Here is a 21688-nt window from a genome sequence, read left to right on the forward strand (position 1 = left end):
GGGGTGGGGGTGGGGTTAGCGGAAGGCGCGGATTACGGCGAGGGTGGTGTGGACGTCGAACTGGTGGCCGTCGTCGCTGGTCCAGCCGCCGTCGGTGCGCTGGGTTTCGGCAAGTCGGCGGCGGGCCGCGACGAGGGTCCATTCCTGCTCGTCGACGCCGACACGGCGCAGCGTCGAGGCGAGCCAGGCGGCGTCGGCGGGTGAGGCCTGCGGAAGCCGCTCGGCGAGCACCGCCTTGATCCGCGCCGACTCGTAGAACAGTTGCTGCCGGTGCAGCACCGCAGCGGTCAGCCAACCGGTGGCCAGGAACGACGGCCAACTGCCGTCCGGGTTGAGGTGAGCGGCGAGCGCCTGCCCGGCGGCGTGCACCACCCCGGCGTACGCCCCACCGACCCGGTGGTCCAGCGGCCCGGCAGCACGGGCGTCCAGCCCGGCCACGGTGAGCCAGAAGGCCGCGTTGGCGGTCAGGTAGAGCCGCGCTTCCGGATCACCCGGCCGGGCCCACTCGGGGGCGACGTCGGCCAGGGCCTCGTCCTCCTCCCAGCAGCCGTCCCGCCGCTGGGCGGCGGCCAGCCAGTCCAGGGCCCGGCGGGCGGCCGGACGGCTCAGCGCGCCGAGATCGTCCAGTTCGGCGAGGCGAAAGCAGGTGGCGTCGACCGAAGCAACCTCTTCGCCCCAGGAGGCCGGCCAGCCGCCGCCGAGCGTCTGCCCGATCTCGGCGCTGTCGAGCGTCTCGGGCGATGGCGGCGCGCCGGTGCGCAACCAGGAGAGGCGGGCACGTTCCACCGCGTCTCCGTGTGCCACCACGAACCCGATCGCGGCGTCGATGTCGACCACGGCGGTCAGGCTACCGGCGCAAACGTGATCTCGCCTCGGTGAATCGGGCAGCCGACACCGGCCCGACGGCAGGTGTGAGCAGGGCGTTGCGGCCGATGTTAAGAAGGGGCCCCTCCTCTACCGGAGGCGTTAAGAAGGGCCCCTTCCTTACACCTCAGTAGGCCGGGAGCGAGGGGTCGATCTGCTTGATCCAGGAGAGCACGCCGCCCTGGACGTGCACGGCGTCGCGGAACCCGGCCGCCTTGAGCGCGGCCAGCGCCTCGGCGGAGCGGACGCCGGACTTGCAGTGCAGCACGATCTGCTTGTCCTGCGGCAGTTTGACCAACGCCTCGCCGGAGAGGATCTCGCCCTTGGGAATCAGCGTGGCGCCGGGGATGCGGACGATCTCGTACTCGGCCGGCTCCCGCACGTCGACCAGGAAGATGTCCTTGCCGGCGTCCTGCCACTCCTTCAGCTCGGCTGCGGTGATGGTGGCGTCGACCACCGCCTCCTGGGCCTCGACCGACACCGCGCCGCAGAAGTCCTCGTAGTCCTCCAGCAGGTCGGTCACCGTCGGGTTCTCGCCGCAGAGCACGCAGTTCGGGTCCTTGCGAACCTTGATCTTGCGGTAGCTCATCTCCAGGGCGTCGTAGACCATCAGCCGGCCGACCAAGGGCTCACCGACACCGGCGAGCAGCTTGATCGCCTCGTTGACCTGGATCGAGCCGATCGAGGCGCAGAGCACGCCGAGCACGCCGCCCTCGGCGCAGGAGGGGACCATGCCGGGCGGCGGGGGCTCCGGGTAGAGGCAGCGGTAGCAGGGACCGTGCTCGGCCCAGAACACCGACGCCTGGCCGTCGAACCGGTAGATCGAACCCCAGACGTACGGCTTGCCGAGCAGCACCGCCGCGTCGTTGACCATGTACCGGGTGGCGAAGTTGTCCGTACCGTCGACGATCAGGTCGTACTGGGCGAAGATCTCGCGGACGTTGTCCCGGTCCAGCGCGGTGTTGTGAATCTCGACGTTGACCAGCGGGTTGATCTCGCGGATGCTCGCCGCGGCCGACTCGGCCTTGGACCGGCCGATATCGGAGACACCGTGGATGATCTGCCGCTGGAGGTTCGACTCGTCGACGGTGTCGAAGTCGATGATGCCGAGGGTGCCGACCCCCGCGGCGGCGAGGTACATCAGGGCGGGGGAACCGAGGCCACCGGCGCCGACACAGAGCACCCGGGCGTTCTTCAGCCGCTTCTGACCGGTCACCCCGACGTCCGGAATGATCAGGTGACGGGAGTAGCGGCGGATCTCGTCAACGGTCAGCTCGGCGGCGGGTTCGACGAGCGGGGGCAACGACACGGTGAACTCCCCGGAATCGATGTGGTGGACAACCGAGCCATTGTTGCTCGCCGACGCAGCCGTCGGCCATGAGCAGGGACACGTCGCCCGGCATGCGGGAGGGGAATATCCGGCTGCCGGGTAAGAGCCGGGCCGGCGGCATGGGCCGACCAGCGGGTAGGCAGCCGGGGGCACTCACGGGACCAGGTCGCCGGCGTATCGGTGGCCGTCGAGGTAGGGCCAGGCGTTGGCCAGGCAGCCGGCCAGGCCGTACGTCTGTTGCTGCATGACCGGCGCCGGGCGCCCCGGGCCCGGGCACTCCTCGTGCCACTGACCGAACTCGTGCCCGACCTCGTGGTTGATCACGTAGGCCCGATAGACCTCCAGCGGCGCCCCGTAATCCGGCACCGCCTCCAACCACCGCGCCAAATTGATGATCACCTGACCGGGTAGGCGACAGGAGGTGTAACCCTCGGTGCTCAGGCCGCCCTCGGCACACATCGCCTCCGAGGTCAGCGGGGTGGCCAGGTAGACGGTGAAGTCGGCCCGGTCGAACTCGGCGACCCGCTGCACCCGCAGCTCACCCGAGCCGATCCAGCTGCGCGGGTCGGACAGCACCGCGTCGACTTCGGCTGCGAACCCCGCCGGATCCTGCCCGGTGCCCTGCTCGACGGCCACCCGGTAGCGCACGACCGGGCCGTCCAGCCCGTGCACCGGTGAGGCCTCACCGGCCGTCAGGAAACGTCCGGCACCGGCACTCGGGTACCCGGTCGGCTGCGGGCGCTGATCCAGCACACCCTGCGCGGCCCTGCTCCGGTCGTCGGGCTCCCGCACCGCCCGGTCACCGGACTGGGCCACCAACAGCACCGTGACGGCGACCGCGAGCACCATCAGGCCGACGAGCACCGCGAGCGTACGAAGCCAGGACGGGAACAGCCGTCGGGAGGGCGTGTGTCGAGCCGAGCCCGTCGGGCGCCCATAAAGGGGTGAAGAGGGCATGACCTCATCGTCGCACCCAAATCGCCACTAACGCCGCATAATCGAAGCAGCTGTCAGCGCAGCCGGCCAGGTCACAGCGGTGGACCGGCGTACCGCCGGCCATCGAGGTACGGCCAGGGATTCGCGATGCACCCCTTGAGGAAGAGGGTCTGCTGCATCATCACCGGCGCCGGTCTGCCCGGCCCGGGGCAGCGCTCGTGGCGGTTGCCGAGCTGGTGCCCGACCTCATGGTTGATCACGTACGTGCGGTAGACCGACAGCGGCACCTCCGCCTCGACGAAGTGCGGCACGGACCGCCGCCACCGTTCCAGGTTGATGATCACCTTCCCGGGGGCACGGCAGGAGGTGTAGGGCCGCCCACCGACCCGGATGTCGACCCCGCCGGCCGCGCACATCCGGCCCGCCGTCGGCGCGGTGGCCAGGTAGACGGTGAAGTCGTACCGAGACGTCGTCTCCACCTGCCGCAACCGCAGCCGTCCACTGTCCACCCAACTACCCGGCCCGGTCAGCGCCTCCTGCACTGCCAGACCGAACTCGCCCGGCTCGACGCCCGCGCCGGACTCCACCGCCACCCGGTACCGCTGAATCCCGCCAGCCTTCCCCAGCACCGGGCCCGTCCGCTCGTCGTAGTCGAAGCGGCCCCGCCCGGCCGACGGCACCCGCCCGGGCTGCTGCAACATCGGCGCTTCGGGCGACGGCCTCGCCGCAGGTGGCTCGGGCGACCGCGTCGCCAGGGACGGCTCGGACGACGGCGTCACCACGGGCGGAACGACGGCCGACACCGGCGGCGGGATCGCCGGCACCTCGTCGGCATCGGCGGCACCGGGCAACCAACCCGTCCACCCAGCCACCAGCGCCACCGCAGCGCCGACCGCCACCAGCACGGCCACCCGGGCAACGACCTTGGGCCGATGGCCGGCACCTCCGCCGACGCCACCAGCGTCGTCTCCCGACGAACCCGCGCGACGGGTGTGCCGGCCAGGCTGTCGGCGGTGGCTACGGGGGATGACCATCCCGGTCATCCTGCCAGGCCAGCCCCGTGCCTCGCGTCCCCCGTCTCGGTGAGCAGCCCGATCACGGCCCGAGCCACCAGGCGTGGCACCTCCAGTTGCGCCACATGGCCCACGCCGTCGAGCATCAACAGTCGGCTGTCCGGGATCACCCGGGCGGTCTGTGGCGCCACCCGGACGTCGACCAGTCGGTCCCGCCGACCACCGACGACCAGCGTCGGCGCCTGCACCGAACGGGCCAGCCGCCACAGCGAGCCCGATCCCGGCAGGTACGACCGTAGGAAGCTGTAGACCAGCCCACGAAACGTACGCACGTAGGCCGCCGCATAATGCTCCGCCTGGTAACGCACCCGGATCTCCTCCAGCGCCTCCTGCCGGCGCTGGTCGCAGATCCGGCTGAGGTCGGCCACGCAAGCCTCCATCACCTGCTGCGCCATCACCTCCGGTGCCATCCGGGCCAGCCGCCAGGCGGCCAGCCGCTCGCCTCGGGGGGTCGCCAGCAGCGGCAGCATCCGACCCTGCAACGACCGACGGAAGTCGAGGAACGGCAGAGCGGGCGACACCAGCGTCAGCGTCCGGACCAGATCCGGCCGTAGCGCGGCCACCCGCACCGAGATGGCCCCGCCCAACGAGTTGCCGAACAGGTGCACCGGCCCCCGGTCGGAGTACTCAAGCCAGCGGATCACCCGTTGCGCGAAGACCGGCACGGTGTACCGCCGGCCCGGCTCGCTGCGCCCGAAACCCGGCAGGTCGATCGCCTGGCCGTCGAGCCGGTCGGCGAGCAGGCCGGCCAGGTCGGTCCAGTTCTGCGAGGAGCCACCCAGCCCGTGCACGTACAACGCCGGTTCCGCGTCCGGCCTGGTGGCCGGGGTGTCGCGCACGTAGGTGACCAAGCCGTCGAGTCGTACCTGACGGCCCGGCCACGGGGGCGGAACCGAGTGGGCGGGCAGCAGCCGGTCGGATGAGAGGATGGCAGGCTTCACCGTTCCAGTCTGCCCGGGTCCGCTCAGGCCAGCAGGGCCTCCAGCCGACGATTGACCGCAGCCAGTGTGGCGCGTACCACCGCCTGCCGGGGGTCGCCCGCGACCAGCGCGGAACCGGCGAGTTGCTCGACCCACCCGTCGCACACCAGCAGCACCACGACGGTGGCCACCTCGCAGTTACCGAACGGCACCACGGCGGCATGCTCGACGAAGCACCGTCCACGGTCGGCGGTGGTGCCGGCGCTCCGCAACAACTCGTCGATCGCGGCCGCAGCGGCGACCGCGCAGAGTCGCAGCACGTAACCGTCCACGGCAGGGCCGGTGGCGTAACCGGCGGCACTCTGCTCACCGGCGATCAGCCGGACCTCGACGGTGGCGTCGAGCCCGAACGTGCTCACCTGCACGTGGTCGAGCACGACCCGGGGGCCGGGTCGGCCGCCGGTGTCCAACGGCCGTGACGGCGCGGACTCGGTGGTGGTCAGTTGCCCGCCGGAGTACGAGGCGCCGAGGGTCGCCGGGCTCCCCGTCGAACCGGTCTCCTCAACGGTGGCCCGGCCGCGTTGCGGTGCAGGTGCCGGACGTCTCCGCCGCGACTGGTCCGGCGCCGGTTCAGCTCGGGTCGCCACCGTTTCCGCACGGGCTCCCGCCGGCCGGTTGGTCGGGCGCCGAGGCTCCCCGGCAGGCCGGCTCTCACCGCCGTCGCCGCCCCGGTTGTCGGCGGACCGGCGCCGGACGGGTGCGGCCGGCACACCCGGAACGCCGCGCGGCGCGGCGGCCAGACCCATCCGCTCCTGTAACAGGCGGGCCACCTGCCGGCTCACCTCGGCCGGGTCGGCACCATCGGCGAGGTCGAGACGCAGGCTGTGCGCACCCGCCGGGGTACGGCGCAGCGCGGCGTCGCGTACGCCCTCGACACCCCGGACCGCATCGAGGATCGCGTTGACGTCGAAACCCTCAGGCCGCTCGCGCAACGGTGCCGGCTCGTCATCGCGGCGCAGGTGGGTGGCGATCCGGGCGAGTTCCGGAGTTTCGGCAGGTGGCTCCACGGCAGGCGGCTCCGGCACGACGGGCACGTCCGGCTCGGCGGGGACGCGCTGCGGCAACACCGCCGACGTGCTGTCCGGCGACCGGCCGTTGCCCGGTTCCGCCGACGGTACGGGTTCAGGCGCGGACCGACGTGCCGCGTACGGGGCCGCGTTCGTCGAACCGTTCGCGGCAGGGGTGTGCTCGTGGCGTCCCGGCCCTCCGGCGGTCACACCGGACGCGGACAGGCCGTGTTCGTGCCGATCCGAACCGCTGGCGCGAGGGGCGGAGGGCGTCTGCTCGTGGCGACCCGTTCCGCTGGTGCTCGCACCGGTCGGCGGATCGACTGTGGCCGGCGCCGGGACCGGGTCAGGCTGACCGGCTGTCGGTGCGGGACGGGTCAGGGCCGGCTCGCTGGGCACCGGCCGAAGCCGGAACGGCCGATGGGCGGCCAGGTCGGACGACATCCGGGTATCCGAGACCGATCCGGCCTCAGCGGTCGGCCTGGCCTCAGCGGCGGGCCTGGGATCGGCAGCGGGCCTGGCCTCAGCAGCTGGCCTGGGGTCGGCGGTCGGCCCGGCATCGGGGTCGACCGACGCCGAGCGGGGCTCGGGTGGAGCCTCCCAGTAGGTCGGCGCGCTGGCCGGTGGGGCGCTGGCCGGGCCGAGGGCCCAGGGCAGCCGCTCCTCTGCCGATGGCTGGCTGGCCGCTCGTGAGCCCCAGGGCAGAGCCTCGTCGGCCGGCGCCGCGCTGACCGGACGGGCCCATGCCGGACGATCGTCCGGCACCCCGGTCGGGTTGGCTGCCGGCCGCTCGTCGGCCGGTCGAGGAACCCACGTCGGCCGCTCCGCAGCCGGCGGCGTGCTCGTCGGCGCCATCGCCCAGTCCGGCCGCTCGGGTGCACTCTGCTCAGCCCAACCAGGTCCGGTCTGGTCAGCCCAACCGGGTGCGGTCTGGTCAGCCCAGTGCGGCGGGGCCTGCTCAACCCGACCGGGTGCATTCTGCTCAGCCCAATCGGGCGCAGTCTGCTCAGCCCAGCCGGGCGGGGTCTGCTCACGTCGATCGGGCGGGGTCTGCTCAGGCCGACCGGGCGGGGTCTGTTGTGCCGCGACATCCGGCCCTTGGCCGGGCCGGGACGCCTCGTACGGTCGGGGCTGTTCCACGCGTACCGCCTCGTAGGGCCGAGTCGGCTCGGCGCGCACCGGCTCGTACGGCCGGCTTGGTTCGTGGGCCCAGGTCTGGGCCGGCGTCTCGCGCGAGCGTCGGCCGGGCGAGTCGCCCTCGCCCCGGGCCCACGCCGGAGCCCAGTCGCTGGCCGGACCCGGCCGCGCCCAGTCCGGCTGCTCGGATTCGGCTGGCGGCTCCGGGGGCCGGGGCCCGGGCGTGTCGGTCGGCGGCTGGTCAGCGGTGCCCGCTGCGGTGACGGGGTCGGACGGCACCCATCGGGAATCCGGGGGCGACGCGGGGCCGAAGTGGTCCTCCCACCCGCGCGGCGGGCCGCCCGCCGACTCGTCCCCGCTCCGCTCGGCGCTGGGCGCGTGCAGGCCGGGCGGCATCTCGAAGCCCGATGCGGCGGTCCCGACCGGCGGCACCTGCATCGCCGGGGGCGCAGAAGTCGGCAAACCGCCCATCGGCGGCGCAGAAGTCGGCAAACCGCTCACCGGCGGCGCAGAAGTCGGTAAACCAGCCGGCGGCGCAGAAGTCGGCAAACCGCTCACCGGCGGCGCGGAGGTCGGCAACTCGGGGCGCTCACTGGCTGGTACGGGGCGCGGAGCGGGCAGGACGAGACGCTCGTGGCCGGGATCGTGGCCGGAATCACGTGACCCGGGCGGAGCGCTCACCGGAGCATGCCAACCGGCCGGATGATCATCCGACCCGTGCTGCAGCCCGTTGACCCGATGGCCGTTGACCTGTTCCGATCGCTGCTGCGTCGGCTCACCGGCCGGAGCAGGCAGATCGGCGTAGCGTGGCGACGCGGTGGACCATCCCGACGGCGGGGGGATCACCCGCCAGCTCTCCCCGGTCTCCTGGGGGGCCTGTGCGCTCCAGGACCAGTCACCCGATGGCGGGGCCCACCCGTTGCCGGAACGGGCCAGGTCATCCCGCTGACCCGTACCGTCGCCGTGCTCTCCCGGGGTGGCAGCACCGGGCTGTCCTGTTTCACTCACCGCGCGCTCCTTGGTCGCCCCCGCTGAGGCTACCGTGTGGCGACAGTGGCGATAAGTTACAGCGGCGGGCCAATTCCGCGAAGGGCCACCCAGGCCCTAGCCGGTTTGGGTGAAATGCCGGTCCGTACGACAATCTCGGAGGTTCCCATGACCGCTGTGGGGAACGGCGCCCAGACCGCCGGCCGGCCCACGCGCCTACCTCGTTCGGCGCGCCGCAAGCAGCTGCTCGCCGCAGCTCAGGAGGTGTTCGTCGCGCAGGGCTACCACGCCGCAGCCATGGACGACATCGCTGAGCGGGCGGGAGTCTCCAAGCCTGTGCTGTACCAGCACTTCCCGGGAAAGATGGAGCTGTACCTGGCGTTGCTCGACACGCACTGTGACGCCATCGTCGCCAAGGTGCACGACGCCATGGCCAGCACCACCGACAACAAGGAGCGGGTCAGCGCGTCGGTGCGGGCCTACTTCGACTTCGTCGACCACGAGAGCGAAGCCTTCCGGCTGGTCTTCGAGTCCGACCTACGCAACGAACCGGCCGTACGGCAGCGGGTCGAACGGGTCGAGCAGGGCTGCATCGCGGCGATCACGGACACCATCATCTCCGACACGGGGGTGAGCCGCGCTCACGCCGAACTGCTCGCCTCCGGCCTGGTCGGTGCCGCCGAGACCGCCGCGCAGTTCTGGCTGGCCGGGGGCCGTCAGGTGCCCAAGGCCGAGGCGGAGGCGCTGGTGGCCGCGCTCTCCTGGCGGGGCATCGCCAGCTTTCCGCTGCAAGGTGAGTCAGCCTGAACTACCACCTTGTGATCGGATAGCCTTCGCACGGCGGCCATTTCGCCCGACGGAGGAGGCACAGTGGAGGTCAAGATCGGCGTGCAGTACGCGCCCCGCGAACTGGTTCTGGAGAGCGCGCAGTCGCCGGCCGAGATCGAGCGGATCGTGACCGACGCCGTCGCCAGGGGCGAGGGCACGCTGTCCCTGACCGACGAGAAGGGCCGGCGGATCATTGTGCCGGTCAGCAAGGTCGCCTACGTCGAGATCGCCGAGGCGTCTCCCCGGGCGGTGGGTTTCACCGTCCGCTGACGGTCAGTTGTTGAGTCCGGCGGCGGCCATCCGCGCGGTATGCGCGTCGGTCAGCCGCCGGATCAATCCGGTCACCTCCGCCAGCTCGCCCTGGGTGTGATCAAGGTGTTGAGCGCCCCACGATCGACGGCGGCCACCCGCCCCACCTGGGAGAGCGCCGCACCGACCAGGCGCCGGTAGCTCGCGATCTCGGCGGCGGCCATCTCGCTCAGTACCGCGCAGCGCCGCAGATGCGGGGCGAGTCGGGCGTCGGCCGCCATCCGTTCGAAGGACGAGCAGCACACCGAGGGTCACAGGCCGAGCAGGTCGACCACAGCGAAGTTGGCGCCGGGGCGGACACTCGCGCAGATTACCGCCCGACGGGGACGCAGCGGGATGTGCGGCAGGTCGCTAACGCCGCCCCGAATCGGTCGACAGAGCGACGAGCTGGTGATACACATCACTCATGAGTCTGCCCGGTGACGCTTGCCGGCTCGGAATCAGGACGGCGTATGGCCCGTTCAGGTAGCATGGAGGAGTTGCCGTAGGCGCCGATCCGGCCGGAGTCGCAGTTGATACGGGGTGGCATTCCATCCCGAGTCGCGGTCGACCCCGAGTCGAAGTCCGACCCACGGCGCGCGTGCGGCCCGGTCCGCTCGGCTTTCTGCCGCCGACCGTGTGGCCCGCGCCATACCGAACGCGCCCTGAGGACATGACGGGGCGCACCCACGAGAGGGCACCCCCAAATCCATATGAGTGAGCTGACTCAAGACCTCACAGACGGCCAGGAACTGGCCCCCACCGCCCCGGTCCGACCGGAGGCACCGACCTTCGCCGAGCTCGGCGCCCGCGCCGAGACCGTCGACGCGCTGGCCGCGGCCGGCATCACCCGCGCCTTCGCCATCCAGGAGTACGCGCTGCCGATCGCGCTGCGCGGCGCCGACCTGATCGGGCAGGCCCCGACCGGCACCGGCAAGACCCTCGGCTTCGGCGTACCGCTGCTGGAGCGGGTCTTCGCACCCGCCGAGGGTGGCGACGGTCTGCCTCAGGCGCTGGTCGTGGTACCCACCCGTGAGCTGGGCATCCAGGTCGCCAAGGACATCGCCGCCGCCGGCCGCACCCGCGGCGTACGCGTGCTGCCGATCTACGGTGGCGTGGCGTACGAGCCGCAGGTCGAGGCGCTGCGTAAGGGCGTGGAGATCCTCGTCGGCACGCCGGGCCGCCTGCTGGACCTCGCCAAGCAGAAGCACCTGCGCCTGCACGGCGTACGCGCACTGGTGTTGGACGAGGCCGACCGGATGCTCGACCTAGGCTTCCTCGACGACGTCGAGCGGATCCTGGCGATGCTGCCCGAGGACCGGCAGACCATGCTGTTCTCGGCGACCATGCCCGATCCGATCGTGACGCTGTCCCGGCGGTTCCTGCGTCACCCGATCACGATCCACGCCGGGCACACCGCGGAGACCGGCCCGTCGCCGCAGACCGAGCAGCTGGTCTACCGCACCCACTCGATGAACAAGGTCGAGATCGTCGCCCGGATCCTCCAGGCGGAGAGCCGCGGCCTGACGATGATCTTCACGCGGACCAAGCGTGCCGCCGACCGGGTCGCCGAGGATCTCGACTTCCGCGGCTTCGCCGTCGCCGCCGTACACGGTGACCTCGGCCAGGGCGCCCGCGAGCGGGCCCTGCGGGCCTTCCGCGCCGGGAAGATCGACACCCTGGTCGCCACCGACGTCGCGGCCCGGGGCATCGACGTCACCGGCGTCACCCACGTGATCAACTACGACTGCCCGGAAGACCAGGACACCTACACCCACCGCATCGGCCGCACCGGCCGGGCGGGCGCGAGCGGTGTCGCGGTGACCTTCGTCGACTGGGACGACATGCCCCGCTGGCGGATCATCGACAAGACTCTCGGGCTGGACATGCCCGAACCGCAGGAGACGTACCACACCTCCCCGCACCTCTACACCGACCTGCACATCTCGACCGAGGTCACCGGCACTCTGCCGACCGCCGAGCGCACCCGCGCCGGGCTGTCCGCCGAGGTCGAGGAGGACCTGGGCGGCGGCCGGTCACGCCGGGGCGAGTCGCGCGGCGGACACCGCCGGGAGCGCGGACGCGGCGAGGGTGGACGCAGCGATTCTGGTCGGGGCGAGAGTCGCGGGCGGGCCGCAGGCCGGTCCCGTCAGGACGGCGACACCGCGCCGGAGACCACCGAGTCCGCCGAACTGACCGGTGAGGGCAGCGGCCGTACCCCCCGCCGTCGCCGTCGCCGCCGGGCCGGCGAGGTCGTTGCCGGTGTCGTCGAGGCAGCCAACTCGGCCGGCGACACCATCGCAGTCGAGAGCAGCACCGGCACCGAGGGCACCGGGGGCGAGGCAGCGCGACCCCGTCGCCGCCGACGCCGCCGGAGCGCCGCATCCGCCGCCGGTACGGCAGCCGAAACGACCGACTGACCCACTCACACATGCCGCACCGTCCACGTCGGGCGGTGCGGCCGTGTGTCCGGCCCTGTCCGGCGACTTCGCAGTACCCGCGCCGCGCGGATCATCGCGGCCCAGGTCGCCGAGTGGCACCAGATCGACATGGAAGATGGAGTCATGCCCGAACCGTTGGACGCTGCCCTGGCCGAGGTCCGCTCGATGCTGCTCGGTTCCGGGCTGACCCGAGCCGTGGCCGCCGGTCGGCGGCGTGGTCAGCGTCCTTCGGTGGTCCGGGCCGAGCTACGGCCGGTTGTGCTCAAGGCCGGTCCCCGGTTGCAGATCGCCACCTCCGACGGCGTGCGGCCGTACACCCGCAACGTGGCACCGGGCCCGGAGTCGGACGCGGCGGTCGAGGCGCTGCTGGCCGAGCCGTTCGGCAACTGGCATGTCGAGACCGCGAACAGCACCCTGCAACTGCGGGTCACCAAGTCGGGTGAGGCGCAGGTGCACCGCGCGGCGGCGCAGCCCGTCCGGGCCAGCGGTGACCAGCCCGACGGCCAGCAGCAGACCGCCGCTGTGCCGGGTGGGCACGACCGGGCCAAGGAGTACCTGCTCGACCCCGGTGACCCGATCTTCGTCGAGATCGGTGGCTCGGCCGCCAAGCGCCGACAGGTGGACGCGTTCCTCCGAGCGCTGGTCGCCACGTTGCCCAGCGGGCTGACCGGCCCACTGCGGGTGGTCGATCTCGGTTGCGGCAACGCCTACCTGACCTTCACCGCGTACCGCTACCTTTCCCAGCACGGCCTGGACGTGGACCTGGTCGGCGTCGACGTACGCGAGGATCAGCGCCGCCGCAACACCGAGTTGGCCGAGCGGCTCGGCTGGGCGGATCGGGTGCGTTTCGTGGCCGGCACCATCGCCGACGCCGCCGTCGAGCCGGCGCCCGATCTCGTACTCGCCCTGCACGCGTGCGACACCGCCACCGACGAGGCGCTGGCCCGAGCGGTGCGCTGGGGCGCGCGGTGGGTGTTGGCCGCGCCGTGCTGCCATCACGACGTGGCGGCACAACTTCGCGCCGGCGGGGCGCCGACGCCGTACGGAATGCTGACCCGGCAGGGCATCCTGCGGGAGCGCTTCGCGGACGTCCTCACCGACGCGCTGCGCGCCGGGCTGCTGCGTCTGCACGGCTACCGGGCCGAGGTGGTCGAGTTCGTGGATTCCGCGCATACCCCGCGCAACCTGCTCATCCGAGCCCGGCGCACGGACGCCGTCCCCACCGACGAGCAGCGTACGGAATATCGACAGCTGGTCGAGCAGTGGCGAATCACACCCCGGCTGGAAACCCTGCTCAACCCGGCCACAGCGAGTCATTAGGGACGGGTTCGGTCCCGCCACCGAGACTGTCTGGTCGGTCAGTCAATTGCTTCCGGCTCATCCCGTACTAGTCTCGAAGAACGCACCGTCGGGTGCCGGTCGGGAGGGAAGACCCACCTGATGGGTTCGGCAGAAATATCGCCGCAGATGGCGTTCGCGCGCTTCGTGCGTCGGGCTATCGACGACGCCCGCGAGGAACGTGGGTGGACGGTCACCGACCTGGCCGCGCACACCGGAGTCGGTCGTTCCACCGTCTTCCGCTGGCTGGCCGGCGACTGGCAGGACTACCCGGAACTGGCCAAGGTCCGTGGTTTCTGTTCCGCCCTGGACCTGCCGGTCGCAGCGGCCTTCCGCGCGCTCGGCCTGCCGGACACCGGCTCGGGGCCGTCGCGACGTGGCAGTGAAGGCCCGGTCGAGGCGGACGTCCGGGTGATCCTGCAACGGCTGGCCGATCCCACGGTGCCGGCCGAGGAGAAACACCACATCCGTGACCTGTTGCGCTACCTCGCCCGCCGCCCGATCCGCCGCGCCGGCTGACCGCCGCCCGGTCCGGACTCGGCCGGTTACCGCACCAGCACCGTGAACTCGGCGGTGCGCACCGCACCGCCCGTGGCGAAGTCCAGGAAGAGGCGGTACCGCCCCGGTCCGGGGGTGGTCAGCCAGAACTGGATCGCGCCGTCCACCAGTTCCGGTTCCGGGTGTACGTGCAGGTAGCCGAGGTCACCCTCGCGCAGCGCGACGAGGTGGCCGTACGCCCCGAGGTAGTGCTCCAGTTTCGGGCTGCTGCCGTCCGCAGCGGTGACCCGGAAGCTCACCGGCACGGTCAGGCCGGGCTCCGGGTTGCCCTGGTAGCCCACGGTCAGGCCGTCGACCGTCGTGCTGGCCGCGGGGACGGGGAGGTCTCGTGGCGCGTACTCACCCGGCGCGACCAGGTCCACGCCGAGGGTCGTCGCGGTCTGCCGGCCGTCGTCGGCGAGGGCCGTGAAGTCGGCGTACGCCCGCCAGACGCCCGGCTGCGGCAAGGTCAACGGCACCGACCAGGTGCCGTCGGCCGCCATGCTCGGGTGCAGGTGCTGATAGCCGGTCAGGTCACGGCGTACCACGATGAGGTGCATCGGCTTGTCGTGCACCACCGCGAACCGGGTCACCGTCCGGCGTTGCCCGTCCTGGATCTGGAACCGCAGCTCACCGGTCTGGCCGGCGGCGAACTCGGCCGACCGTGGAGTGAGGGTGTAGCCGGCACGACTGACCGCCAGGCCGCCCGCCTCGGCCGCCTCCGCCTGTCCCGCCCCGTGCGAATGGGCACCGGTCCCCGGCGCGTGGGTGTGGCCGTTCAACGCGCTGTCCAGCGATCCGCCCGCCGCCATGGCCCCGCCGCTGTTGATCCGGCCGAGCCCGAAACCGAGCAGCACGGCCAGCACCAGCCCACCGACCACCAGCGCCAGCCGCAGGGTGCTCCGATCCGGGCCCCCCGCCGCACCGCCGCCGACCCCAACCTCCCCGGCACCCTGCTCAGCCGCTTGTTCATCCCCCCGCACCGACCCAAGCACCGCCACATTCCCCTCCCGCTCCCCCGGCACCCACCCACCGTAACCACCACCCCCTCCCCCTCCCCCACCCCACCTCCCCCTCACCCCCACCCCACCTCCGCCGCGATCTTGCACTTCATGTCGCCATGATGCGGCTTTTGACCGTTATGCCCCGACAGAAAGTGCAAGATCGCGGGAAGCGGGGCGGGGAGCGGGGCGGGGCGGGGTGGGGGTGGGGGTGGGGGTGGGGGTGGGGGTGGGGGTGGGTTAGGGGGAGAGGGCGAGGGTTAGGGGGAGGACGGCGGGGGTGCCGGCTCGGCGGAGTTCGCGGGCTGCCATGGTGAGGGTCCAGCCGGTCTCGACCAGGTCGTCGACGAGCAGGACGGGGCCGGTCAGCCCGGGGAGGGCCGCGGCGAGCGGGCCGGGGACGGTGAGGGTGTTGTGCAGGGCGCGTACCCGCTGGGCGCTGTTTCCACGCGGGGCACCGGACGGGCTGGCGACGGCCACCCGGCCCAGCAGCGGTATCCGTCCGACGGCGGCGATTCGCTCAGCGAGTGAGTTGATCAGTGCCGGATGACTGGTCGAGTCGACCGTGACCACCCCGACCGGGCGGCTGGGCCAGGGGTCGTCGCCGTGCGCCCACGCCTTGAGCACCTCGATGACGGCGGCGGCCACATCGTCGGGGACCGGCCCGTCGGAGGTGCCGGGCCCGACCAGGCCACGCAGCCGGTCACCCCAACCGAGATCGGAGAGCCGGCCCACGGCCCGGCCGGGAAGTGCCTGCTCCGCCGGGGCGATGCGCCCCTTCAGCGGTACGCCGACCGCCTCCAGCCCGGTCGGCCAGAGCTTCTTCGGTGCGATCTGCACGCCGGGGCGACCGAGGAAGGTCTGCGCGGCGGTCAGCGCGATCGGTGACACCTCCGGCGTGAACAGTGGCCCGGCACACCGGTCACATCGGCCGCAGCCGGTCGCCTCGGCGTCGTCCAGGCACTCGCGCAGGTAACGCAGCCGGCAACCGGTCGTCGAGGCGTACTCCAGCATGGCCTGTTGCTCGGCGACGCGGGCGGTGGCGACGCGGCGCAACCGGTCGGCGTCGTAGACCCACGGCTCGCCGGTGGCGAGCCAGCCGCCGCGCACCCGGCGGACGACGCCGTCGACGTCGAGCACCTTGAGCATCATCTCCAGACGGGCCCGGCGCAGGTCGACCAGTGGTTCCAGGGCCGGGGTGGAGAGCGGGCGGTCGGTGTGCAGGGCGGCGAGCACCGCGCGTACCTGGTCCTCCGGCGGGAAGGCGAGTGAGGCGAAGTACCGCCAGATGGCCACGTCCTCGGCGCCCGGCAGCAGCAGCACCTCGGCGTGTTCGACGGCCCGGCCGGCCCGGCCGACCTGCTGGTAGTAGGCGATCGGTGAGGGTGGGGCGCCCAGGTGCACCACGAACCCGAGGTCCGGCTTGTCGAAGCCCATGCCGAGCGCGCTGGTGGCCACCAGCGCCTTGATCTTGTTGTCGAGCAGGTCCTGCTCGGCGGCGCGACGGTCGGCGTCTTCGGCCTGCCCGGTGTACGCCGCCACCGACCAGCCCCGGCTCCGCAGGAATTCGGCGGTCTCGGTCGCCGACGCGACGGTCAACGTGTAGACGATGCCCGAGCCCGGCAACTGGTCCAGGTGGTCGGCGAGCCAGCCGAGCCGGTGCGCGGGGGTCGGCAGGTCGAGTACGGCCAGCCGCAGCGACTCGCGGTCCAGGCTGCCGCGCAGCACCAGTACGTCCGGCCGTTGCGCGGCCAGTTCGGTGCCGAGTTGCTCGGCCACGTCCTGGGTCACCCGGGCGTTGGCGGTGGCGGTGGTGGCCAGCACCGGCGTGTGCTCGGGCAGGTTGCCGAGGAAGGTACGCAACCGGCGGTAGTCCGGCCGGAAGTCGTGCCCCCAGTCGGAAACACAGTGCGCCTCGTCCACCACCAGCAGGCCGGTGGTGGCGGCGAGCTTCGGCAGTACACCGTCGCGGAAGTCCGGATTGTTGAGCCGTTCCGGGCTGATCAGCAGCACGTCCACCGACCCGGCGTGGATCTCGGCGGTGATCTCGTCCCACTCGTCGAGGTTGGCGGAGTTGATGGTGCGGGCCCGGATGCCGGCGCGGGCGGCGGCCTCGACCTGGTTACGCATCAGCGCCAGCAACGGCGAGACGATCACGGTCGGTCCGGCGGGGCTGGGCCGGTCGCGCAGCAGCGCGGTGGCCACGAAGTAGACCGCCGACTTGCCCCACCCGGTACGTTGCACGCAAAGCACCCGCCGCCGGTCGACCACCAGCGCCTCGATCGCCCGCCACTGGTCCTCGCGGAGTCGGGCGTGGTTGCCGGCCAGCCGCCGCAGCACCTCCTCGGCGCTGTCCCGGACCATGCTGCGTTCCTGGCTCATTCAGCCTTTCTACCAGCGCAGTCAGTACGGACCGTCACGCCCTCCGGCGCGACCCGACCGGCTGGCATACGATGCCGTTCGATCAGTGAGAGAGGACAAGATGACACAGCGAACCGGCACCACCGTCGCGAGCCGGCGGATCGCGGCCACCGTGGTCGCCCTGCTCACCGCCGCTCTGGTGGCCGGCTGCGACGACAAGGACTCGCCGGAGGCGGCTCCCCCGCCGCCGGACCCGAAGCAGGAACTGCTGGCGGCGGTGCCGACCGACGAGGATCCGGCCTTCCGCTTCACCACCAGTGACACCTCCGGCGACGTTTCCGGCGTGATCGATCCGGCGAACCGGGGCATGGACATCGAGACCGTCACCAAGGACAAGGACTTCACCCTGGAGATGTCCTTCCGGATGGTCGACTCACGGACCTGGATGAAGGTCAACTTCAAGGGGTCGAAGGACATCCAGAGGCTGATGAAGCTGCCCACCAAGTGGATGGAGATGGACCCGACGAAGGTCGACAGCCCGGACACCCTGCCCACCTACCAGGGCACCGACCCCGGCAACGCCGAGGTGATCATTCGCGCCGCCACCGACATCCAGGCCGGCGAGGGCGGGACCTACACCGGTGTACTCGACCTGTCCACCCAGCCGGATCTGGTGGCCGCGCTGGAGGGCGTGGCCACGCTCGGCGACGCGTCCGGGCAGCTCCCGCTCAGCGCGGTGGTCGGCGCGGACGGCAACCTTTCCTCGCTGACCTTGGAGATCCCCGCAGCCGGCAAGCAGAAGGCGTCCGAGTACGTGGTCGAGTACTCCGACTACGGCACCACCCCCGCAGTCGTCGCCTTCACCGACACCCAGGCCCAGCAGGCCCCCACCGCCGCCTACGACCTGCTCAACGGCTGACCCACCCCACCTCTGCGCGTTGATCAAGAAGTTTGCGTCCAGTTCGGCTCATCTGGTGACGCAAACTTCTTGATCAACGCTTCTGGCGGTCGCCGAGGTGCAGGGAGTTGCGCAGGAGGGTCAGGCGGGGGGCGAGGCTGGCCAGGCCGCCGGGGAAGAAGTAGACGGCCAGAATGAAGACGGTGCCGAGGACGAAGAGGGGCTGGGACAGCGGGCGGCTGAGGAAGGCCGGTAGCGCGTCGATGGCACCCGAACTGCCCACCGAGATCAGGCGGTGGTCCAGGTACATGTAGAGGATGCCGCCCAGGACCGGACCCCAGCGCGTACCGGGGCCGCCGAGCACCACCATCACCAGCAGCGACAGGGTCAGCTCACTGCTGGTGATGTGCGGCGAGGCGCCGCCGACGATCAGGCAGTAGACCACCCCGCCCCCCGCCGCGAGGCCACCGGCCAGGGTGAAGGCGACCAGCTTGAAACGGTACGGGTCGAGCCCGAGCACGCCGATGCGCCGCTCGTCGTCGCGCAGCCCGGCCAGCACCCGCCCGGTCGGCGAACCACTGACCCGGTGCACCACGAAGACCACCACGACCAGGTACGCCAACGCCAGCCAGTACAGGTTGACCGTGTTGGCCACGCCGACCAGCCCGGACGGCACCCCGGCCACGTCCAGCGGTAGCCCCTCCTCGCCACCGGTGAGCCCACCGAAGTCGCGGGCCACCAGGATCGCCCCGACCTGGGCGAAGGCCAACGTCACCATGGCGAAGGCGATGCCGACCGTACGCAGGGCCACCGCACCGATCAGACCGGCCAGGATCGTCCCGCCGACGATCGCCAGCGGCGCGGCCTGCCACAGCGGCAGCCCGGCCCGGGTGATCAGAATGTCGGTGCCGTACACCCCGGCGGCGAAGTAGAGGGCGTGCCCGAAGGAGAGCATCCCGGTCCGCCCGTACAGCAGGTCGTAGCCGGCCGCCAGACCGCCGAAGACCAGGCAGACGGCGAGCAGTTGCAGCGTGCCGGGCGAGTTCAGGGCGCCCTCGAAGATGCCCGGCAGGTGCAGCGTCGAGTACGGCAGGAGCAGCGCCACGGCCAGCACGACCAGCGGCAGGAACGGGCGCAGCCGGGACCAGCGGGTCGACTCGGCGACCGACTCCGACGGCACCGCCGCCGCAGGCGCCCTTACCTCGGGACTCTTGACCTCGGTCATGCCGTAGCCACCTTTCCGGCGATGCCCTGCGGGCGCAGCAGCAGCACCACGGCCAGCAGCGCGACCACGCAGATGTCGCCCAGCCCGGAGGTGCCGTAGTAGTTGACGAACTGTTGCAGCAGCCCGACCGCGACCGCCGCGTACGCGGACCCGATCACCGAACCCATGCCGCCGATGACCACCACGATGAACGCGAAGATCAGCAGCGAGCCGCCCTGCTGGGGCGAGACGGTGCCGAAGTAGACACTGCCCAACGCGCCGGCCAGCGCCGCCGCCGCGCCGCCGATGGCGAAGACCAGGGTGAACGCCTTGCGGACGTCGATGCCCAGCGCGGTGACCATCTCCCGGTTCTCCACCCCGGCCCGAATGATCAGGCCGTACCGGGTCCACTGGAGGAAGGCCAGGATCGCGCCGAGCACCAGCAGTGCGGCGACGATCAGCAGCAACCCCCCGTTGGGCACCTGCGCACCGAGGATTGTCGTCACCTGGCGGGTCCACTCCGGACGCGGGAACGGCCGGGCATCGGCACCCCAGGTGGCCTGCAACAACGCCACCCCGGCCAGGGAGAGACCGACGGTGACCAGCACCTGCTCGATGGTGCGGGAGTAGAGCGGCCGGATCAGCACCAGCTCGACCAGCACCGCCATCAGCGTGCCGGCGGCCACCCCGAAGGCGACCGCGACCACGAAGCCGAACCCGTCGGGTCCGGCGCCGGGCAGGTTCCCGGCAGCCCACCAGGTGGCGTACGCCCCGACGCCGAGGAACAGCCCGTGCGCGAAGTTGAGCACGTCGGCCAGGCCGAAGACCAGTGACAGGCCGGAGGCCACCAGGAAGTAGAGGGCCGCCAGACCCAGTCCGGTCAGCGTCAACAGGATGACCGCGTCCATCAGTGGCCGTCCTTCCGCGCTGCGGCCGGTGCGACGGCCTGCTGCTGCGCCGAGTTCTTCGCCGCCGTGGCGGCGTGGTGGTGGCTGTCGGCCGAGCCGACGCCGAGCAGCGACCTGGTCAGCTCGGTCTCCGCCAGCAGTTGCTGCGCGTCGCCGGTCCAGGCCACCCGGCCGGCGGCCAGCACCACGGCGTCGCGGGCCAGCCGCCGGACCACGGCCAGGTTCTGCTCGACCAGCAGCACCGGCACGGATTCGGCGACCCGGGCCAACACCTCGGCCACCTCGGTCACCACCTTCGGCGCCAAACCCTTGGTCGGCTCGTCGACCAGCAGCAGCCGGTTGTCGTTGAGCAGCACCCGACCGATGGCGAGCATCTGCTGCTGCCCGCCGGAGAGCGAGCCGGCCCGCTGCCGGGCCCGCCGCTGCAACTCGGGGAAAAGTGCGAACACCCGGTCGTACGCCGCAGCGCTGCCCCGCCGCTCGGCGAGCCGCAGGTTCTCCGCGACGGTGAGTCCGGCGAAGACACAGCGGTCCTCCGGCACGTAGCCGAGCCCACCACGGACCAGCCGGTGGGTCGGTTGGGTCAGCAGGCCCTGCCCACCCATCCGGACCGTGCCGCTCACCTCGCCGTTGCGGGGGGTCAGCCCGACCACGGCCCGCAGGGTGGTGGTCTTGCCGACGCCGTTGCGGCCGAGCAGCACAGTGACCCCCGTCGGCGCGACCGTGAACGACACCCCTTGCAGGATGTGCAGCCCGGCGATCCGGACGGACAACTTCTCCACCGTCAACACCGGCTCGACGGTGCGCGCTCGCGAATCCGGCTCGGTCACAACTCCTCCCCCAGGTATGCCTCTTGCACCGTCGGGTTGGCCATCACCGTCTCCGGGGTGTCGCAGGCCAACAGGGCGCCGTGGTGCATCACGGCGATCCGGTCGGCCAGTTCGAGGATCACGTCCATGTGGTGCTCGACCATCAGCACCGACCGACCGCTGTCGCCGGTCAACGAGCGGATGACCTGGACCAGTTCCGGCACGTCCTCGGCGCTGACCCCGGCCATCGGCTCGTCGAGCAGCATCACCCGTGGCTCGCCGGCCAGCAGCAGCGCGATCTCCAGCTTGCGCTTCTCGCCGTGGGCGAGGGTGCCGGCCAACGCCGTACCCCGGTGGGCCAGGCCGACCCGCTCCAGCGCCGCGTCGGCGGCGGCGGCCACCTCCCGGTCGGCCGCCGCCCGCCGCCACAGCTTCATCGAGCCCCCGCGGTGTGCCTGCACGGCGAGCCGGACGTTCTCCCGCACGCTCAGCGAGCCGAAGACCGAGGACGCCTGGAAGGTACGCCCCAGCCCGAGCCGGGCCCGCCGATGCGGGGGCAGGGTGGAGATGTCCTGCCCGTCCAGGGTGACCTGGCCCTCGGTGGGCCGGCGCAGGCCGGTGATCAGGTTGAACAGTGAGGTCTTGCCGGCGCCGTTGGGCCCGATCACGCCGAGGAACTCCCCGGGCGCCAGGTCGAGTTCAACGGAGTCGACGATGGCGACCTCACCGATCCGCCAGGTCAGACCGCGGGTGGCGAGCAT

19 protein-coding genes are annotated in these 21688 nt (G+C 71.9%); 6 read left to right on the forward strand and 13 right to left on the reverse strand.

Annotation, left to right across the window (positions count from 1 at the left end):
* Positions 1 to 15: 15 nt before the first annotated feature.
* From AB0M35_RS09715 to AB0M35_RS09740, 6 genes are all read right to left on the reverse strand, one after another.
* Positions 16 to 837 (reverse strand): prenyltransferase/squalene oxidase repeat-containing protein, encoded by an 822-nt coding sequence (locus AB0M35_RS09715; protein ID WP_363743544.1) that lies wholly within the window; start codon positions 835 to 837, stop codon positions 16 to 18.
* A 154-nt stretch (positions 838 to 991) separates the two neighbouring features.
* Positions 992 to 2173, reverse strand: a complete 1182-nt coding sequence (gene moeZ, locus AB0M35_RS09720; protein WP_363743545.1) for an adenylyltransferase/sulfurtransferase MoeZ — start codon at positions 2171 to 2173, stop codon at positions 992 to 994.
* A gap of 174 nt (positions 2174 to 2347) precedes the next feature.
* Complete coding sequence (locus AB0M35_RS09725) at positions 2348 to 3151, reverse strand: DUF3152 domain-containing protein (protein ID WP_363743547.1); 804 nt, start codon at positions 3149 to 3151, stop codon at positions 2348 to 2350.
* Positions 3152 to 3222: 71 nt separating this feature from the next.
* Positions 3223 to 4041 carry a DUF3152 domain-containing protein gene (locus tag AB0M35_RS09730; RefSeq protein ID WP_363743549.1) on the reverse strand — a complete coding sequence of 273 codons (819 nt, stop codon included), beginning with the start codon at positions 4039 to 4041 and terminating at the stop codon, positions 3223 to 3225.
* A 128-nt stretch (positions 4042 to 4169) separates the two neighbouring features.
* On the reverse strand, positions 4170 to 5144 hold the full coding sequence (locus AB0M35_RS09735) for an alpha/beta hydrolase (protein ID WP_363743551.1): 975 nt from the start codon (positions 5142 to 5144) through the stop codon (positions 4170 to 4172).
* A 23-nt stretch (positions 5145 to 5167) separates the two neighbouring features.
* A complete protein-coding gene (locus AB0M35_RS09740; RefSeq protein WP_363743553.1) occupies positions 5168 to 7798 on the reverse strand; it encodes a hypothetical protein in 2631 nt (876 codons plus the stop codon).
* A gap of 684 nt (positions 7799 to 8482) precedes the next feature.
* Between AB0M35_RS09740 and AB0M35_RS09745 the strand changes: the two genes are divergently transcribed.
* Entirely contained in the window at positions 8483 to 9121 is a 639-nt protein-coding gene (locus AB0M35_RS09745) for a TetR/AcrR family transcriptional regulator (RefSeq protein ID WP_131302398.1), read from the forward strand.
* 63 nt (positions 9122 to 9184) lie between these two features.
* Positions 9185 to 9412 carry a DUF3107 domain-containing protein gene (locus AB0M35_RS09750; RefSeq protein WP_013736008.1) on the forward strand — a complete coding sequence of 76 codons (228 nt, stop codon included), beginning with the start codon at positions 9185 to 9187 and terminating at the stop codon, positions 9410 to 9412.
* 71 nt (positions 9413 to 9483) lie between these two features.
* On the opposite strand, the gene AB0M35_RS09755 is transcribed toward AB0M35_RS09750, so the two are convergent.
* A complete protein-coding gene (locus tag AB0M35_RS09755) occupies positions 9484 to 9672 on the reverse strand; it encodes a hypothetical protein (protein ID WP_363743555.1) in 189 nt (62 codons plus the stop codon).
* Positions 9673 to 10143: 471 nt separating this feature from the next.
* On the opposite strand from AB0M35_RS09755, the gene AB0M35_RS09760 reads away from it, so the two are divergent.
* The 3 genes from AB0M35_RS09760 (at position 10144) to AB0M35_RS09770 (ending at position 13728) form a co-directional block, all read left to right on the forward strand.
* Positions 10144 to 11850: a DEAD/DEAH box helicase gene (locus AB0M35_RS09760; RefSeq protein ID WP_363743557.1), complete on the forward strand. Its 1707-nt coding sequence runs from the start codon at positions 10144 to 10146 to the stop codon at positions 11848 to 11850.
* A gap of 144 nt (positions 11851 to 11994) precedes the next feature.
* On the forward strand, positions 11995 to 13191 hold the full coding sequence (locus AB0M35_RS09765) for an SAM-dependent methyltransferase (RefSeq protein WP_363743559.1): 1197 nt from the start codon (positions 11995 to 11997) through the stop codon (positions 13189 to 13191).
* Positions 13192 to 13311: 120 nt separating this feature from the next.
* A complete protein-coding gene (locus AB0M35_RS09770) occupies positions 13312 to 13728 on the forward strand; it encodes a helix-turn-helix domain-containing protein (protein WP_363743561.1) in 417 nt (138 codons plus the stop codon).
* Positions 13729 to 13754: 26 nt separating this feature from the next.
* Here AB0M35_RS09770 and AB0M35_RS09775 read toward each other — a convergent pair whose 3' ends face one another.
* Together AB0M35_RS09775 and AB0M35_RS09780 are read right to left on the reverse strand one after the other, a co-directional pair.
* Positions 13755 to 14729 (reverse strand): hypothetical protein, encoded by a 975-nt coding sequence (locus AB0M35_RS09775; protein WP_363743563.1) that lies wholly within the window; start codon positions 14727 to 14729, stop codon positions 13755 to 13757.
* A gap of 258 nt (positions 14730 to 14987) precedes the next feature.
* On the reverse strand, positions 14988 to 17129 hold the full coding sequence (locus AB0M35_RS09780) for a RecQ family ATP-dependent DNA helicase (RefSeq protein WP_363743565.1): 2142 nt from the start codon (positions 17127 to 17129) through the stop codon (positions 14988 to 14990).
* Between the two features lie 100 nt (positions 17130 to 17229).
* Here AB0M35_RS09780 and AB0M35_RS09785 point away from each other — a divergent pair, with 100 nt between their 5' ends.
* Positions 17230 to 18027: a hypothetical protein gene (locus AB0M35_RS09785; protein WP_363743567.1), complete on the forward strand. Its 798-nt coding sequence runs from the start codon at positions 17230 to 17232 to the stop codon at positions 18025 to 18027.
* A 73-nt stretch (positions 18028 to 18100) separates the two neighbouring features.
* Here the strand turns inward: AB0M35_RS09785 and AB0M35_RS09790 are convergent, their stop codons facing one another.
* The 4 genes from AB0M35_RS09790 to AB0M35_RS09805 are packed head-to-tail and all read right to left on the reverse strand — an operon-like array spanning position 18101 to position 21688.
* On the reverse strand, positions 18101 to 19231 hold the full coding sequence (locus AB0M35_RS09790) for a branched-chain amino acid ABC transporter permease (protein WP_363743570.1): 1131 nt from the start codon (positions 19229 to 19231) through the stop codon (positions 18101 to 18103).
* Positions 19228 to 20118: a branched-chain amino acid ABC transporter permease gene (locus AB0M35_RS09795; protein ID WP_363743573.1), complete on the reverse strand. Its 891-nt coding sequence runs from the start codon at positions 20116 to 20118 to the stop codon at positions 19228 to 19230. The genes AB0M35_RS09790 and AB0M35_RS09795 overlap by 4 nt, the downstream gene beginning before the upstream one ends.
* Complete coding sequence (locus AB0M35_RS09800) at positions 20118 to 20948, reverse strand: ABC transporter ATP-binding protein (RefSeq protein ID WP_363743576.1); 831 nt, start codon at positions 20946 to 20948, stop codon at positions 20118 to 20120. Before AB0M35_RS09800 ends, AB0M35_RS09795 begins: the two co-directional genes overlap by 1 nt.
* Positions 20945 to 21688: an ABC transporter ATP-binding protein gene (locus AB0M35_RS09805; RefSeq protein ID WP_363743579.1), complete on the reverse strand. Its 744-nt coding sequence runs from the start codon at positions 21686 to 21688 to the stop codon at positions 20945 to 20947. The genes AB0M35_RS09800 and AB0M35_RS09805 overlap by 4 nt, the downstream gene beginning before the upstream one ends.

This window comes from Micromonospora sp. NPDC051196 (genome assembly GCF_040682415.1).
In the GTDB taxonomy this organism is placed as follows: Bacteria; Actinomycetota; Actinomycetes; order Mycobacteriales; family Micromonosporaceae; genus Micromonospora.